The 16,434-nt window shown below is 60.5% G+C and carries 13 protein-coding genes; 8 read left to right on the top strand and 5 right to left on the bottom strand.

Annotated elements, in window-relative coordinates:
- Positions 1–120 precede the first annotated feature (120 nt).
- Together AC56LY_RS20235 and AC56LY_RS20230 are read left to right on the top strand one after the other, a co-directional pair.
- Positions 121–1,383 carry an aminotransferase class I/II-fold pyridoxal phosphate-dependent enzyme gene (locus AC56LY_RS20235; protein ID WP_499582615.1) on the top strand — a complete coding sequence of 421 codons (1,263 nt, stop codon included), beginning with the start codon at positions 121–123 and terminating at the stop codon, positions 1,381–1,383.
- Positions 1,380–2,411: a GNAT family N-acetyltransferase gene (locus AC56LY_RS20230; protein ID WP_499582613.1), complete on the top strand. Its 1,032-nt coding sequence runs from the start codon at positions 1,380–1,382 to the stop codon at positions 2,409–2,411. The genes AC56LY_RS20235 and AC56LY_RS20230 overlap by 4 nt, the downstream gene beginning before the upstream one ends.
- 36 nt (positions 2,412–2,447) lie before the next feature.
- Here the strand turns inward: AC56LY_RS20230 and AC56LY_RS20225 are convergent, their stop codons facing one another.
- The 5 genes from AC56LY_RS20225 to AC56LY_RS20205 form a co-directional block, all read right to left on the bottom strand.
- The gene (locus AC56LY_RS20225) at positions 2,448–3,542 is read right to left on the bottom strand and encodes an acyltransferase family protein (protein WP_499582611.1); all 1,095 of its coding nucleotides are present in this window, start codon (positions 3,540–3,542) and stop codon (positions 2,448–2,450) included.
- A 373-nt stretch (positions 3,543–3,915) separates the two neighbouring features.
- Positions 3,916–4,893, bottom strand: coding sequence for a glycosyltransferase family 2 protein (locus AC56LY_RS20220; RefSeq protein ID WP_499582609.1), 978 nt, complete (start codon positions 4,891–4,893; stop codon positions 3,916–3,918).
- A gap of 9 nt (positions 4,894–4,902) precedes the next feature.
- Entirely contained in the window at positions 4,903–5,874 is a 972-nt protein-coding gene (locus AC56LY_RS20215; protein ID WP_499582607.1) for a polysaccharide deacetylase family protein, read from the bottom strand.
- A 47-nt stretch (positions 5,875–5,921) separates the two neighbouring features.
- Positions 5,922–7,670 carry an arsenate reductase/protein-tyrosine-phosphatase family protein gene (locus AC56LY_RS20210; RefSeq protein ID WP_499582605.1) on the bottom strand — a complete coding sequence of 583 codons (1,749 nt, stop codon included), beginning with the start codon at positions 7,668–7,670 and terminating at the stop codon, positions 5,922–5,924.
- On the bottom strand, positions 7,667–8,710 hold the full coding sequence (locus tag AC56LY_RS20205) for a glycosyltransferase family 2 protein (RefSeq protein ID WP_499582603.1): 1,044 nt from the start codon (positions 8,708–8,710) through the stop codon (positions 7,667–7,669). Before AC56LY_RS20205 ends, AC56LY_RS20210 begins: the two co-directional genes overlap by 4 nt.
- Before the next feature lie 483 nt (positions 8,711–9,193).
- Between AC56LY_RS20205 and AC56LY_RS20200 the strand changes: the two genes are divergently transcribed.
- The 6 genes from AC56LY_RS20200 to AC56LY_RS20175 all read left to right on the top strand — a co-directional run bounded on the left by AC56LY_RS20200 (position 9,194) and on the right by AC56LY_RS20175 (position 16,431).
- Complete coding sequence (locus AC56LY_RS20200; RefSeq protein ID WP_499582601.1) at positions 9,194–11,746, top strand: hypothetical protein; 2,553 nt, start codon at positions 9,194–9,196, stop codon at positions 11,744–11,746.
- Between the two features lie 288 nt (positions 11,747–12,034).
- Complete coding sequence (locus tag AC56LY_RS20195) at positions 12,035–12,958, top strand: glycosyltransferase family protein (RefSeq protein ID WP_499582599.1); 924 nt, start codon at positions 12,035–12,037, stop codon at positions 12,956–12,958.
- A gap of 42 nt (positions 12,959–13,000) precedes the next feature.
- Entirely contained in the window at positions 13,001–14,458 is a 1,458-nt protein-coding gene (locus AC56LY_RS20190; protein ID WP_499582597.1) for an oligosaccharide flippase family protein, read from the top strand.
- 35 nt (positions 14,459–14,493) lie between these two features.
- Positions 14,494–14,742, top strand: coding sequence for an acyl carrier protein (locus AC56LY_RS20185; protein ID WP_499583459.1), 249 nt, complete (start codon positions 14,494–14,496; stop codon positions 14,740–14,742).
- Positions 14,739–15,602: a hydrolase 2, exosortase A system-associated gene (locus AC56LY_RS20180; protein WP_499582595.1), complete on the top strand. Its 864-nt coding sequence runs from the start codon at positions 14,739–14,741 to the stop codon at positions 15,600–15,602. Before AC56LY_RS20185 ends, AC56LY_RS20180 begins: the two co-directional genes overlap by 4 nt.
- On the top strand, positions 15,592–16,431 hold the full coding sequence (locus AC56LY_RS20175) for a hydrolase 1, exosortase A system-associated (protein WP_499582593.1): 840 nt from the start codon (positions 15,592–15,594) through the stop codon (positions 16,429–16,431). The genes AC56LY_RS20180 and AC56LY_RS20175 overlap by 11 nt, the downstream gene beginning before the upstream one ends.
- Positions 16,432–16,434: the final 3 nt, after the last annotated feature.

Raw genomic sequence — 16,434 nt, 5'->3', positions numbered from 1 at the left:
TGCCCGCTTGGGAATGGATGAGACATGGCGCCGCTGGCGGCACCCGTCATCTTACCAGTTCGCGCCCATGCGTTGGAGAAACGCTGCCCTTTGGCGCAGGGGGTGCCATGGTATATTTCAATGATGCCGAGTATACACACCAGCGCCCCCGTTCGCCGCCTGATCCCGTCCGTTCCCGTGCTGTCGCTGGCTGCATTTCGTGACGGACCGGACGCCGGCCGCGCGCTGCCTTCCCTGCTCGACAACGCGCAGACGCGGCTCGTCACCAGCGGACGCATCGCCATCGGCCTGGCGCTGCGCGCCCTTGGCGTCGGTGCTGGCGATCTGGTGCTGGTCCCGGCCTATCACAGCCCGTCGATGATTCCGCCGGTGCACTGGTGCGGCGCCGACGTCGTGTTCTACCGGGTACTGCCCGACACCTGCGCCGATCTGGCCGACATCCAGGCCAGGCTGGCCGAACACACGGGCATCAAGGCGATCATGGTGACGCATTTTTTCGGCATCCCGCAGGATCTGGCGCCGCTGCGCGCGCTGTGCGATGCGCGCGGCATCGGCCTGCTCGAGGACTGCGCCCATTGCTTCTTCGGCGAGCGTGACGGTGTGGCGGTCGGCAGCAGCGGCGACTACGCCATCGGCAGCAGCATGAAGTTCTTTCCGATCCACGAAGGCGGTTGCCTGGTATCGCGGCGGCACGCGCTGGACACGCACCTGCAGTCGGCCAGCCTCGGCTTCGAGGCCAAGGCCGCGCTGACCGCCCTGGAAACCAGCTTTTCCTACGGCCGCCTGCCCGCGCTGCGGATGATGCTGGCCCTGCCGCTGCGCGCCAGGACGCTGCTCTGGAACGCGATAAAAGCCGCACGTGCACCCTCCGGTGCAACTGGTGCAACTGGTGCAACTGGCGCAGCCGCCACGTCCAGCCTGGCGCCCTCGTCGTCGGACAGCAGTTATCACTTCGATCCGCGCTGGATCGACAAACGCTCATCGTGGTTTTCGCGGCTGACACTGCGGCTGGTGTCCCATGCACGCATCGTGGCGCGGCGCCGCCGCCACTATTTGGCGTTGCACGAGGCGCTGCAGGATGCGCCAGGCTGCCGGCCGCTGTTTGCCGCCTTGCCGGCCGGTGCCTGCCCGTGGGTGTTTCCGCTGCTGGTCGACGAGGCCGATGCGGTGGCCGAGCGGCTGGCGCAGGCTGGCGTACCGATGGTGCGCTTCGGTGCCACCCTGTGGCCTGGCGTGGACGCGACCATCTGCGCCACCAGCGTCGACCTCGGGCAGCGGATGATCGCCCTGCCCTGCCATCAAGCCCTGCGCAGCACCGAACTGGCCTGGCTGATCGCCACCGTGCGCGGGGCGCTGCAGGCAAATGCGAAGGTGGCAGCATGAGCTGGACCGTGGTGGCGGCCAGCCAGTTCGGGGCGCAGAGGGCGCGCTGGGGGGCGCTGCACGCGACGGGCGCAGCGTCGCCACTGCTGGCCGCCGACTTTGTCGCCGCGCTGCTGGCCAGCTTCGCCGACGGCCGCGAACTGCTGGCATGGCATGACACGGCCGGCGTCACGGACGCGATGACGATCCTGAGCCCGGGCGGCTTTGGCGTCTGGCACACCTTCCAGCCATCCCAGGCGCCGGTCGGCCTGTGGCTGCAGCGTGATGATCAGCCGCCGGCTGCGTTGCTGCGGCCATTGCTCGCAAGGCTGCCGGGACCGGCACTGCTCGTCGGCCTGACCCAGTGCGATCCGGCGCTCATGGCGCGCCCGGCGGATGCCGCATGCGTGCGCACGACCGACTATATCCGCACCGCCCGCATCACGCTGCGCGGCGCTGGCGGCTTCGACGCATTCTGGGAGGCGCGCGGCAAGAACCTGCGCAGCAATCTCAAAAAGCAGCGCAACCGGCTGCGCCAGGACGGCGTCACGCCACGCCTGGAAATATGCCGCGCGCCCGAACAGATGGCGCAGGCCGTGGCCGATTACGGGCGGCTCGAGGGCAGCGGCTGGAAAGCGGCTGGCGGCACCGCCGTCGACGCCGCCAACGCACAGGGCCAGTTTTACCGCGCCATGCTCGAAGCGTTTGCGGCGCGCGGCGCCGCCAGCGTCTACCGTTACTGGCTGGGCGACCAGCTGGCGGCCATGGACTTGTGCGTGGAAGGCGGCGACTGCATCGTGGTGCTCAAGACGGCCTATGACGAGCAGCTGGCGGGCCAGTTATCCCCGGCCCTGTTGATGCGCGAAGAAGCATGCCGCCAGCTGTTCGACGAGAACCGCTTCGGGCGGATCGAATTCTATGGCCGCGTCATGGAATGGCATCTGCGCTGGACCGACGAGGTGCGCACGATGTACCACCTGAACGGCTACCGGTGGCCCGGTCTGGCGCGGCTGCATGCCATGCACAAGGGGGCCGGGAGCGTAGGGTAATCAGGCCTGAAGTTCGGACAGCCTGCGCATCTGACGTTACGGCATCGTTGCCAAGCTCGATAATGTCAGGCGCAGTCGTACCCGTTCTTCTTCCGAATACACCGGGGCTTGCGCTGGCCGCAGTAACTTGCGCCGCTCGGCATGTTTTGGCTTGGTTGATCGGGCACCGATCATGAAATTGAATGCTCTGGGCATACAGCGCATCGCGATATCGAACGTGATCACCAGAATGACCATCGTCGCAATTGGCGTAATAATCCAGTACGCAATGTATGGAATGAATTGCATGTGACTCATAACGCCCCACCACGAAAGCTCCATGAACGGCATATGGGCAGCGAAGACAAAAAAACTGTACTTGCTGTAGCGCATGGCCAGTGATTCAACACTGCCCCCGTTCAGCAGTGATGCAGCAGGCCAGATGATAAAGGGCGCCATCAATACCAGCAAGGTATTGTCGTCCACTTTCAATATCATCATTCCCACACAGACCAAAAGAAATACGGCAATGAGTGGTCTTGCATATTTGTCCCACGCGAGAATATTCCAGCGATGCACGGCGGCCATGCCACCAATGTAAAACAGGATGAAGCTACTGCCCCGGAAAACCAGATCGCCGTCCTGATCATTGCCGAAGATGATCGCCATGCCGAACAGTCCCAGTACTGGAACGGTGCGGATGATACAGCCCAAAAGGGGGGCCAGGAGCACGAACACGATCAAGTCACGCAAAAAATGCAGCGGACCATTGGCCGGATAGGAACTTACGCCCAGCAAAAGATCCGCCCACTCCACGGGAAGTTGATTGATCAGATCGGTATATCGTGTCATTCCAAACAAAAATTCAAAAACCCACATCAACTTGAAATATACAAGCATAAAAACAAGGAACGGAATGACCAGCGTGTTGAATTTTTTTCTGAATAACTTCACCGGTTGCAAGTCGAGATCAGCATTGAATAACAGGAAGCCGGCGATCAGCGACATGGTCGGTACCGTGCCACGGCCAATACCGTGGATGACGAACGCATTAAGGTAGTTGAAAAGACCGGGCGTGATGTCGGCCATATTGACTGAAACGCCCCGCAAATGTGTAAAAACCATCGCGATTATCAGAAGTGGGCGCAACATTGTGATTCGATTACTTACGCTTCGGTCAAGCATGGAGATCTTATACGGGATTAGACACAATTCATCGAAATTGAGTTTCATACCCACATGATTTAATCATTCCTGATATTGACTCTTTGTAAATAATATCATTATAAAAATTGTAGCGCTAAACTATAACATTTCCATGTTGCAAAAATGATACCAACACTAACACAACTATGTGGTAGCAGTAATTACATGGGTTATCAGCAAGGGGACATCGCTGGCTAAAACCAGGACGATGGATCGTCTCTCCTAGGCATGGGCGCTAACCCGAAGAGACTGGCTGCGCGTGGAAGGCAGCGAGATGGTGTTGCTCAAGTGTGCCTGTAGCCAGGCACTGGAGCGCAGGTCACATTGCCTGCGTGATTCGCCACAAGTGATGACGCACGAAAGAAGGCGAGCTCAGGATCGCCCGCTTGAGCATGAATCGTTTGTTATCGGGCCGCTTGACGAACTTTTTCAGGGTGCATGATGCAAGTGCAAAGTCGCCACGTGCAAAGGCCGCATCGAACACGTAAGCGCACTTCTCATCCATGCCGGCATCGAACGCGGGGCGTGACGATTCCAGGCCACCATGATATTGCAACGCGTATTCCATGATCGTGATTTCTCCTTGGACCTGACGCAGCTGATCGCTCGAATCGTTGCCATCGTGGCGCCGGATTCTTGCCAATGGGCGCGTGCAGAACCCGACTTTTGCCCTTGCCACTGCGCGCAGTACAAACTCGAAATCCTCGGCACCGACGCCATTGAATGCGGGATCATATCCGCCAATGACGTCATACATGGCGCGCTTGACCGTCGATCCGGTCGGAAACAGGATCTGGAACTTGATCACCCGCGCCAGCAGGTCCGGGACGTCGACCCACACTGCGCCATTCGCCGGAAGATCGGCATACATACCGGCCGGCGCATAGGAGAGCCGGTCGTTGAACACCGTACTCTGGTTGAACGAGAGGAAATTGCTGTACAAGACATCACACGACGGGTTGGCAGCCAGCCAAGTCGAAAACGTCGTGAGGAACCCTGGCTCGAGCAGGTCGTCCGAATCGCATAACGTGGCGTAATCGCTTGTCGCGGCCCGAATGCCGGTGTTCCTGGCCGACTGCACGCCCCGGTTCGGTGTGGCGATGACGGTGATCCGGCTGCCAAAACGCTTGAGAACCTCAAGCGTGTCATCAGTGGAGCCATCATCCACGACGATGATCTCGTCAAACATCGTGTCCTGGCGGAGGGCACTGTCAATCGTTTCGCCGATCAGGTGAGCGCGGTTATACGCGGGGATGACCAGGGAAAACGACGGTGCGGTGCGAAGCGTGTCAGGCATACGCCATCCTCAAGCAGGTGAAACGGGGCCAGCCTGCGCTGCCAGATGGGCCTGTAGCTGCGACACGCTCATGAACTGGCCACCGGCATCGCGGAACCAGGCGCAATATTCGTGCACCATGGTGATAAAGTGTTCCAGGTCCGCGGCCGTACGCACATACGGCGTATGACCCGCGACCATCGACGGGCTGTGATAGGTGAGGGAAAACACCTGACAACCATCGTCGAGAAGGGCTTGCGTCAGGCGCCGCATTTCAGCGCCATTGGCCTGTTCCGGACTCAGGCGAATGCGTTCGAGCGCGCCGCTACGGGCGAGTATGCCACCCAGGCGCGCCTTGCGCGCCCATGGCTTCTGTGCCAGTTCGTACAAGGCCGGCCCATGACTGCGCAGCCAGCCGGCATAGCCGGTCGTGACCGGCAATTCCAGCAGCGTAGCGGCTTTGGTCGCACACCAGTACGGATGCTCGTCGAACGCGCGAAAATCCGGACCGCCATCGTCCACAAAGCTGCTGTAGGGAACGACGCTGGCGTCGACGCGGTAGCCGAGCGAGGCAATCGAATCGGCCGTGTGCGGCCCGAGGCCATAGCGGCCTGCCTTGAACCCCACCGGTGCGCGTCCGAACGAGGTGGTGATGGCTTCGGTAATCATGCGCAGCTTGTCGAATTCGAGCTGGCGCGGCAAATTGCCGGCATACGAGTTGAAATGCGTGACCTCTTCATCGTACGGCGGCGAGACCCAGGGATGCAGGTGGGTACCGATCTCGCAGCGCCCTGCTTCCATCAAATCGCGCAGCACGGCAACCGAAGCGGGCGTGGTCGCTACCGGCCAGTCGATCATGTAGGTCGGCACGATACCCATGCGGTCGTAGACGCGTTCATGCATCAGCGGCTGGGCCGCAATCGAGCTGGTGCCGACACTGCTTCGGTCGAACGGCTGGCCCCAGTCGAATTCTTCTTCTGTATCGACGATGACCAGCAACACTGGCCGCTGTCCGGGGGCAAGCCTGGCCCGGGTATGGTTACTCGTACCTAGCATGAGGCAGATCTTTGCAGAGGTTCAGGCGCCGCCGAAACTGTCGGCGCCAGGGCGGCGAGACAGGCATCGATGCGCCGGTAGGTGGACAGGAAGGTGGTCTCGTCCTTGCCCTCGGGGTCGAGGATCTGGACGTCGGGCGCGCCAGAGGCGTCGGCTTCGCCGAGCAAATAGATGCGGTCGGCCAGATGTGGATAACGCGCAGCAATGCTGTCGAGGTTGATCTGATCGAACGCAATCACCAGGTCGGCCGCCTCCAGCAGTTCGGCAGTGGCATGACGCGAGCGGTGTGTCCCCATGGACACGCCATGGTGCGCCGCCGCTGCGATCGCAACCGCTGGCGATGGACGCTGGTTACGGGGCAGCATGCCGGCGGATGCAAAACGGAGATTGGCAGCACCAAACAATTGGGTCGATTTCAGTTCGGCATAGCTGCTGCGGTTGATATTGCCCTGGCAGACAAACAATACCTCGACCGGCCGCGCTCCGGCCGTCGCGAGCAGCTCGCTCAGGCGACTTTTCAGGCGCGCCACGACGGGCTGACTGTCGCCGCGTTTGCGCCGCGCTGCCAGACGGCCGGCGACCAGTTCGCGCAGCTCGCGCAGCCCGGGTTTCGGATCGTCCAGCACCAGGGTATCGAGGTGTTCGCGGCCGATCAGCAAACGGTGAAAGCCCCAGGCCCAGCTTGCGAAATGTGCAACGAGCTTGCCTGGCTGGCCTGCCAGACCAGCGGCGCTCATTTTCGTCTGCCACATGTCGAGCACCAGATTGCGGCAATACCGTCCGGCAGGATAGTCGACCGCCGGCGTTGCCTTGCCCTGTGCCAGCAAGCGGTACAGGCGGTAGGGAAAATCGACGCCAATCGACACTGGCAAAGGTAGCGAACCCCACGGCCGGGCGTTGACTTCGATCAGGATCCAGCCGCCGCTGTTGCCGTCGATCTTGAATTCGAACATGGCCAGGCCGGTGTAGCGGCTGGCGCGCACCATCCGCTCAACCGCCGCCAGACGACCCGCATCGAGCGCGGCGCTCTTGCGGTAGTAACCGCTACCATTGAACTCGTGGGCGCGGTAATGCTCGAATGCCTGCAGAACGGCGCCGTCATGGCATAACACCGACACCCCTGCGCCAAAGCCCGGAAACATCTGCTCGAACAGGATCGGCCCAGTATGGTCTTGCTGTGCCAGCCATGCCGCCAGGGCTTCGCGCGTATCAACGATGCGGGTACTGGTGCGCACATACAGTTCAGGCAAGGCATACGACATCGGTTCCTTGATCACCACCGGCAGGCCGATGTCGGCCACGATGCGTTCGACCGTATCGTCCGGCACCAGCATCCGGCCATGCGCCACGGGCACGTCGCACGCCTGCGCCAAGGCACGCGTTTTGACCTTGTCAAAAAACGTGTCGAGCGTATCGGCCGACGGGATCGCCAGCGCGGTGCGCGGCGCCAGGCTGTCGCGGTGCAGGCACAAGGGCAACAGGCCACGCTCATCGCAAGGAATGACCAGCTTGAAATCGTGCTCGCGCAGCAGGGTGTTCATCGCGGCCAGCCAGGCAGAGCCGCCATCAAGGTAATACGGCAGGAAGTGGACCGCATGGATATAGCGTGAACTCAGCGCCGGCGATCGGAAATCAAATGGCGCAGCGTGCACTTCCAGACCCTGGCGGCCTAGCGAGCGCACTGTGGCAAGAAAACTGCGGGTGTCGTCCCCAATAACGAGAACCTTGTCGCGCGTGCTCATGCCCTGCTCCGCAGCAACTGGCGCGCCGCCAGCGCGCTTGTGTACACAGCCCACTTGAACGACACCCGCGCGGCCAGCGCGCGGCGCGCATACTGCACGCCCAGCGCATGCCGACCTTGTCCGGTCCAGTAGTGCGATAGATGACGCAGGATATCTCCCTCATAGACCTGACACAGGGTGCGGATTGCCGGGCTGTTCACACTCATCGCGATATGCTGCGACACCAGTGCCGAAAGCAGCCAGCGTTCAGGCTGCGAAAAACTGCGCGAGAGGTTGTTCTGGCGTGCCGGGTCGGGCACATTATGCTGCGCCACCACGGTGGGATTGAAGAACACGGCGTTCGCCGCATCGACCGCACGCCAGAAGAAATCGCGGTCTTCTTCGTACGAAGTACGGGTCCAGAATCCCCCGATGGCATCTGCAGTGCTTTTTCGCAGCGCCACGATATTCAATTGGGCAAAGCCTCCGGCGCGCACCAGTTCATCCAGCGCAATCCGGTAACCATGGGCGTGGGCGCGCGGACGGTCAGCAACCATCTCGACAAGGGTGGGAAGCCAGTGCATGCGTTCGGTCACGCCGAGGTGCGAGACAGCGGTCTGGTTGGCAATGTACAGGTCGATGTCGGGCAGGCCGTCGAACACATCGACCATTGCAGCCAGATGGGTATCGTTGGTCCACATGTCGTCGTCGTCGCAGAAAGTGACGATATCGCCATTGGCAGCCTCAATACCGGTATTGCGGGCTACCGATGGCCCCAGACCCGGCCCACCGGCGATGCCCAGTTCGATCACACGGAAGCGACTGCCCAGCCGCTCGAGGATGCCAGGGTACGCCTGGCGGCTTGTATCATTGGAACCATCATCGACCACGATGACCTCGATCCGGGAAAATGTCTGTGAAGCGACGTGCGTGAGCATCCGTTCCAACAAGACGTGCCGGTTGCGGGTAGGAACAACGACCGAAATACGGCAGCCTGAATGCGGATCGCGGCATGCCGGAGGCATGCTTTCAGGTGGTCGGGAAATATCGCGGGATGACAATTCTTCGCCTTCGGTACGTTAGATTACGGCAAGTCGAGGCCGTGGAAATAATCTTGCCATCCTAACATACCCTTCTCCCTGTACACACGATTCGCGCTGCCGCTGACGATGCAGCATGCATGCTGCAGATCGTCGCCGAGCAAGCAATCAGAGGCTTTAAGCACCAAAAAGTGCCACCTGAACAAGAAAAAATCATTATTTATATATAAATTAATGTTTATTAAAATAAATACTGATGGATATTTAGATAATTTTTTTCAGATAGTTAGTCTTGCACCAAATGTCGTTGTCTTGGCATGTGCATCCAAATAAGTCACACCGTTCGAATAAGTGCTCTATGCCAATGGCAGGTGTAACTGACATTCAACGCCCCATTCAAAAAACGGTTTCTCGACCATTGTTTGCTTTACCATAAACCGACGTAAAAAGTTGCGTACAGCGCGCTTCGCGCTCCTTTCACACCACAAACCTGGAATCTTGGCGATGAGTCATTGCTTGAGTTTTAATCATTTTATCCGTTCATTAATTTCTCAAATCAAGTGCTTGACATATCGCTATATTTTCATGTCGCTTTGCATAGTTTCCGTTGTTTTCTTGTGGAAACAAATCGGATTTGGAGATTATCAGAACCTAAAAATGATGGATCAGGGTAAAGTTCAGTTCTTCGAAGAAATTAATTCCTTGGCGAATCAATTGCCCAACTTCACGAACCGACAAATGAACACTCTGACTATCCATGCTGCGAGCGACGAATTCGTTTTCGCGCTGCACCCAGCTCAAGTGCTCGTGCGTAGCACTAGCACCCGTATCGTTACCGCCATGTGCGCCGCCCTGCTCACCGCCTGTGGCGGCGGAGGTGGTGAAACTGCGAGCGACACCGCGTCACTGGCAAAGACAGTAACTGCCTTTACCCCAAAGCCGGCGACGCCGGCCACGACGGCGCCCGTGACCCCGGCCACGCCGGGAGATGGTACGTCGGGCGCGACGCCGATTGTCGCTGGCGCATTGCTCACCGACTTCAGCATCCAGAATATCGGTGCAGCGCAGGCCAATGTGCCATTCACATTTGGCCAAGTGATCGCGCAAGGTCAGATGAATGTCAAGGAAGGCCTGGCGGCCAAGCTGCCGGACGGTACGCTGATTCGCCTGCAGAGCGACATCAAGGCGACCCACCCTGATGGTTCGGTCCGCCATGTCGTCATTTCCGGTGTGCTGCCTGCACTGGCAGTCAACCAGACGCAGACACTGCAACTGGTGAAGTCAAGCGCATCGCAAAAAACCACCGAGAGTCTGCAAACGCTTGCCAAATCGGGCTTGACGAGCAAGGTCACCATCACGCTTGACGGTGTGAAGTACACTGCTTCGCTGGCAGATGCACTGGCGGCGGACACATCGCCGCGCAACTGGCTTTCGGGCAATGTCGCCAATGAATGGCACCTGAATGCACCGCTTAAGAATGCTGCTGGCGTCGTACAACCGCGTCTGGCTGCACGCTTCGACGTGCGCTGGTACTCGGGGCTGGCGAAACAGGCACGGGTCGACGTTGTTGTCGAAAACAACAAGGCATTCGTCACCGGCAGCAATCTGACCTATGACGTCGACGTTGAAGTGGCCGGGCGATCGGTATACAGCAAGGCAGCATTGCTCCATTATCATCACGCACGCTGGCACCAGAAGGGTTGGTGGGATGCCGCTAACATTCCACTCATTGACGTCAAACTCAATTCCAAATATCTGATGGCCACCAAGGCCGTACCCAACTTCGACAGCAGGATTGTGCCGGCTGAAAAGGAACTGGCAAACTGGGGCAATGGTATTTCGGACGCCAACACCGGCCCGATGAAGATCGGTCCGATCGTGGATTACATGCCGATGGCAGGTGGACGGGGTGACATCGGTCCATTGCCGGGGTTCTCCGCAATGTACTTGCTGTCAATGGACAAGCGGGCACGTGATGCGATGATGTCTGCGGCCGATGGCTCGGGCTCATGGCCGATTCACTACCGCGACGAAAACACCGGTTATCCGATCCGTACTGACAATGCAGCAAATTCGCGGGTTACCACGCACTACAATCTGTCGACCGTGGGACCATTGCCAATACCGCGTTTTGTGAATGCAACGACGCCTTATGAGGCCGATACCGCACACCAGCCATCGCTGGCCTACCTGCCATACCTGGTTACCGGCGACTACTATTATCTGGAAGAGCTGCAGTTCTGGGCCGCATGGAATCCATTGGGCACCGATCCGGGCAACAATGGCAACGGACAAGGCCTCGTGCGTTGGCAACAGTTGCGTGGGCAAGCCTGGTCGCTGCGCACACTTGGCCACAGCGCCTATATCACGCCCGATTCGCACCCGTTAAAGGCGTATTTCACGCAACAACTCGACAACAATCTGGAGTTCTATCACAAGACCTATGTTGTGGGTAACCCCAACAAGCTGGGCATGTACGACGGATCGGGTGAAAATGCTGCCAGTCTGACCACCTCGCCGCCATGGCAAGATGACTTCCTGACCTGGAGCTTTGGCTACCTGTCCGAGCTGGGCTTCACCAAAGCGACGCCGATTCTGAAGTGGAAGGCTACCTATCCAGTCGGCCGTATGACTGCGCCAGGTTATTGCTGGATTCAGGGCGCTGCGTACCAGCTCAAGTTCCGCGACACGCCGACATCACCGATCTACGACAGCTTCGAAAAATTGTATATCTCTAACTATGACGGTCCGAATCATTACGACGACAATGGCACCCTGTTCATCCACCCACAAGGTTTGCGTTACATTGACCAGCCGTGCGGTAGCCAGGCGCAAGTTAACTTCCTGTCACTGGTTCACCACTTCCAGTTTGAGGCCCGTCGCATGACCGGTTATGCAGACTCGACGCTCGGCTACCCAGCGAACATGCAGCCAGCTCTGGCAGTGTCCGCAACGTCGGGTATCCCGAACGCTGAACAAGCCTGGACGCTGTTCGAAAGCCGCTCAGCAAAGCCGCCATACCAGAACTCGCCGCAGTGGGCCATCGTCCCGCGTTAAGCAAGAAACTGTAATACCGCTGGCCGGACCTTCGCCTTGTGCGAAGCGCCCGGCCAGCTTGCATCTGAATGGGTCGCGCCACGGCACCAGCGGCGCATGACCCCGCGTCGTTTATTGTGTATTTGGAAAATATTTCATTTACAACAATCTCTGCAAGAACAGTGCGAGCATGCCGTTGCAGCATATAATGTCATGCGTAACAGCAAGAAATTTATCGGTCAGTAATTTTTCCTGTCTAGAAAACAGGCAAACCAATCCAGAGCGCAATCAAGTCAGGAGTTAGTGTAAATGTCGTTGATCAACAGGATCATCCAGCGTGTCAAACGTGATTACTTCAAAAGCCGCCATCACAAGGTTGCCTTGAAGGTCATGGCAACAACGCCGGCCGTTCGGGGCGACTTGCCCTTCATGCTGCTGTCGATGGTGCATACGCGCGACGTTTACGTTTATCTGGTTGCCGTCAAATCGTTTATCCACTTCGTCAATCCGGCGCGTATCGTGGTAGTTTGCGACCCCTCGATCACTGACGCAGACCGTTCAGTATTGAAGGAACAGGTGCCCCACATCGAGCTGCGCCGCGCCGATGAGTTCACCCACCCGGATATTCCGCGTGGCGGCACGTGGGAGCGTCTGTTTGCCATCTCGGAATACGTCCGCGAGAATTATGTAATTCAGCTCGACGCCGATACGTTGACGGTGCGTCCGATTCCCGAAGTGCTCGAGGCAATCCGCAACCAGACCGGCTTCGTGCTCGGTGAGATGCCCGATACCCCGATCCGCACCCTGCCGGCCGCGCGTGAAAATGCCTTGCCCTGGATGCACCCTGGCGCGCATATCCAGGGTGTTGCTGAAACCGAAATGGTGCTTGTCGGCCTGCCGGAAAATGCCCTGTATATTCGGGGTTGCTCCGGGTTTTCGGGTTTCCCGCGCTCGGCAACGATGCGCGAGACAATGCTCGATTTTTCGCGCCGCATGGGTGGCAAGTTTGGTGAGCGCTGGACCGAATGGGGCACTGAACAAGTCGCATCGAATTACATTGCATCGAACATGCCGGGCACCCGCGCATTGCCGTACCCGAAGTACGCCACGCCGGATGAGGCAACGGCCGAGACAGCATTCTTCCACTTCATCGGTTCAATGCGTTTTATTAACAACAAGTATGAAGTCACGTCACGCCAGGCGATCCGCCTGATCAGCGGCGTCCCAGCCTAGCCGGATTCCTGCGGCATTCATCGTCACCTGGTAACACGCTGTATGGTAAATCTGCGCCGCTCGCTGGTCATCAACTTCTTCTCCTCGTCCGGCGCAGCGCTTCTGCAATTCATTGTCAGCGTGCTGCTAGCGCGCATGCTCAGCCCCAGCGAAATCGGTGTCTATTCGATGACGGTGGTGTTCGTGAACCTGGCCCACGTGTTCCGGGACTTCGGCGTATCGACCTATCTGCAGCGTGAGCCAGTACTTACACCAGACAAGATTCGCTCGGCCACCGGCGTCGTGTTTGCCACCTCGTGGCTGATCGCCATCACCATGTTCCTGGCCAGCGACTGGATTGGCCGCTGGTTCAACGAGCCCGAGATCGTGCCGGTCATGCAGGTGCTGGCCATCGGTTTCCTGTTCATTCCGTTCGGCACAGTCACCAATGCATTGCTGACCCGCGAATTCGCCGCCGAAAAGCAGGCCATCGTGATGGCGGTCGGTACCTCCAGTTTCTGCATCAGCTGCCTGGTGCTGGCCAAGCTGGGCTTTGGCAGCATGAGCCTGGCCTGGGCAAATCTGATCAATATCCTGGCCTGCGCCATCGCGTACATCCCGCTGCGGCCAAAAAACACCCCGTGGACCCCGTCGTTCCGGCACTGGCGCGGCGTGGCCCACTTCGGCCTGGGTTCGCTCCTGACCAGCTGCACGGTGGCGATCAACAATGCCATTCCCGACATCCTGCTGGGCAAGCTGGGCTCGGCGCGACTGGTTGGCCTGCTCAGCCGTGCAAATTCGACGGTGACCATTTTTACCTATGTCGCCGGCTCGACCGTCAATTACGGCGCCGTGTCGTATCTGGCCCAGACCTACCACCGTGGCGAATCCCTGATCCCGACCATGAGCCGGGCGACGGCGCTGCTGACCGGCGTCGGCTGGCCGGCGCTCGCGCTCACAGCCCTGCTGGGCCATGAAATCGTGCTGGCGCTGTATGGCGCGACCTGGCTGGCCAGCGTGCCGGCGATCCTGCCGCTGACGATTGCCGCCGCAGTGGGCATGACCTTCAATTACATCCACCCGGCCATCGTCGCCATTGGCCGCCCGTACCTGAGTGCGATCCCGGTCCTGGTCACGCTGGCCACCCGGATCGGCTTTGGCGTCGCCCTGTTCGACGGCGGCCTGACGGGCTTTGCCTGGGCCCTGTGCTGGGCCTCGCTTGCCGCCACGCCGGTCGTCATCATGCAGCAACAGCGCTACTTCCACTGGGGCCTGATTCCGTTGTTGCGCGCCATGGTGCCAAGCGCCTGGGTGGCGGTCGGCACGGCGGCGGCGGGCGCGCTGCTCAATCTGGTCATCCCCGACTGGCCGGCGCTGGTGCGTCTGCTCGTGATGCTCACGCCGCTGGCGCTGTTCTGGTACCTGATGTTGCGCCTGACCCGCCACGAATTGCTGGACGAGGTGCACCGCATGGCCGCCACGGTCAAGATGAGACTGGGTCGGCTGCTACCGACTGTATAATTCGTTCAAGGTTCCTCCAGACGAGAATGACGATTATGTACTTCGACGAAGTAAAGACCATCCTGATTGACGTGCTGGCCCTGGGTGAGTCCGGTCAGCACCTGACCGAAGATTCGCCCCTGCTGGGCAGCCTGCCGGAGCTCGATTCGATGGCCGTGGTCAGCCTGATCGGCGCCCTCGAAGAACGTTTCGGCATCGCCATCGACGACGACGACATCAGCGCCAGCACCTTCGCCACCCTCGGCACGCTCGCTGCGTTTGTCGCGCAGAAGCAGGCCGAATGACAGCCAGCCAGGTTACGCCCCCTGCCGAGCCGTTCTTTTTAAAGATCGGTGCCGGCCAGCGCTTTTGCCTGTTTCATCCGCCGCGCGGCCCCTGCCGTGGTGCGGTGCTGTACGCGCCGCCGTTTGCCGAAGAAATGAACCGTTCGCGCCGGATCGCGGCGCTGCAGGCGCGCGAGATGGCCGCGCTCGGCTACGGCGTGCTGCAACTCGACCTGTATGGCTGCGGCGACAGCAGCGGCGACTTCGGCGATGCGCGCTGGGCCATCTGGAAAGATGACCTGGCCGCCGGCGCGCAGTGGCTCCAGACACGCCTTGGCCAGCCGCTGCTGCTGTGGGGCCTGCGCCTGGGCGCCCTGCTGGCGCTGGACTATGCGCGCACCGCGCAGCATCCGGTCAAGGCACTGATTTTGTGGCAGCCGGTGCTGAGTGGCGCGGCCTACCTGACCCAGTTTTTACGCCTGCGCACCGTTGGCGCGCTGCTGGCCGAAGGCGCGTCCGGGCATACCGGTACCGCCGCCCTGCGCGCCTCGCTGCAGGCGGGCGAGACGCTCGAGATCAGCGGCTACGACCTGGCACCCGAACTGGCCGCCGCCATCGACGCGCTGGCAGCGCTCGAAGACTTTACACCGGATTGCCCGGTGCACTGGTTCGAGGCGCTGGGCATGACCGGCCAGGGCGCCTCGCCTGGCGTCTCTCCCGGCACGGCGCGCGCGAGCGCCGCCTGGCTCGAGCGCCAGGTCGACCTGACGCTGCACCAGGTGCAGTGCCCGCCTTTCTGGACCACCCCCGAAATCACGATCTCGCCAGCCTGGCTGGCCGCCACGTCGACGGCGTTGCAGGAACCGGCTCATGGACATTGAAGAACGGGTCGTGACCTTCGAGTGCCAGGGCGACAGCCTGTATGGCGTGCTGCACCTGCCCGAGAACCCTGGCACGCGCGCCGTGCTGGTGGTCGTGGGCGGGCCGCAATACCGCGCCGGCAGCCATCGCCAGTTCACGCTGCTGGCGCGCAGCCTGGCCATGAACGGGATCGCGGCCATGCGCTTCGATTACCGCGGCATGGGCGACAGCGAAGGCGCCGAGCGCGCGTTCGGAGACGTGGAAGACGATATCAAGGCGGCGATCGATGCCTTGATGGTGGCCGTGCCCGGCGTGCGCGAGGTGGTGTTGTGGGGCCTGTGCGATGGCGCCTCGGCCGCCATGATGTACGCGCCGCTGGACGCGCGCGTGAGCGGTGTGGTGCTGCTCAATCCATGGATCCGCACGCCCGACAGCATCGCGCGCACGACGCTGCGCCACTATTACCGCGACCGCCTGGTCGACCGCGCCTTCTGGGCCCGGGTGCTGCGCGGCAGCTTCAATTATCAGCGTTCGCTGGCCTCGATGTTCCAGCTGGTGCGCACTGCGTTCGGCCCGGGCACGGCGCCGCGTACCACGCTGGCCCTGCCCGACCGCATGCACGCCGGCCTGCACGCCTTCAGTGGGCGGGTGCTGGTGATCATCAGCGGCGCTGACCTGACCGGCCGCGAATTCTGCGACCTGGCCGAGGCCACGCCGAAATGGCGCCAGCTGCTGCAGTCTTCGCGCGTTACCCAGTACCGGATCGACCGGGCCGACCACACGTTCTCACGCCGCGTCTGGCGTGATCAGGTCGCGCACTGGACCGGCACCTGGCTGGGCAGCTGGTAACAC

The sequence above is a fragment of the Telluria sp. ZT3P25 genome (assembly GCF_059685895.1).
The sequence above is the reverse complement of the archived record's forward strand: the minus strand, read 5'-3'. Positions and strand labels throughout refer to the sequence as shown.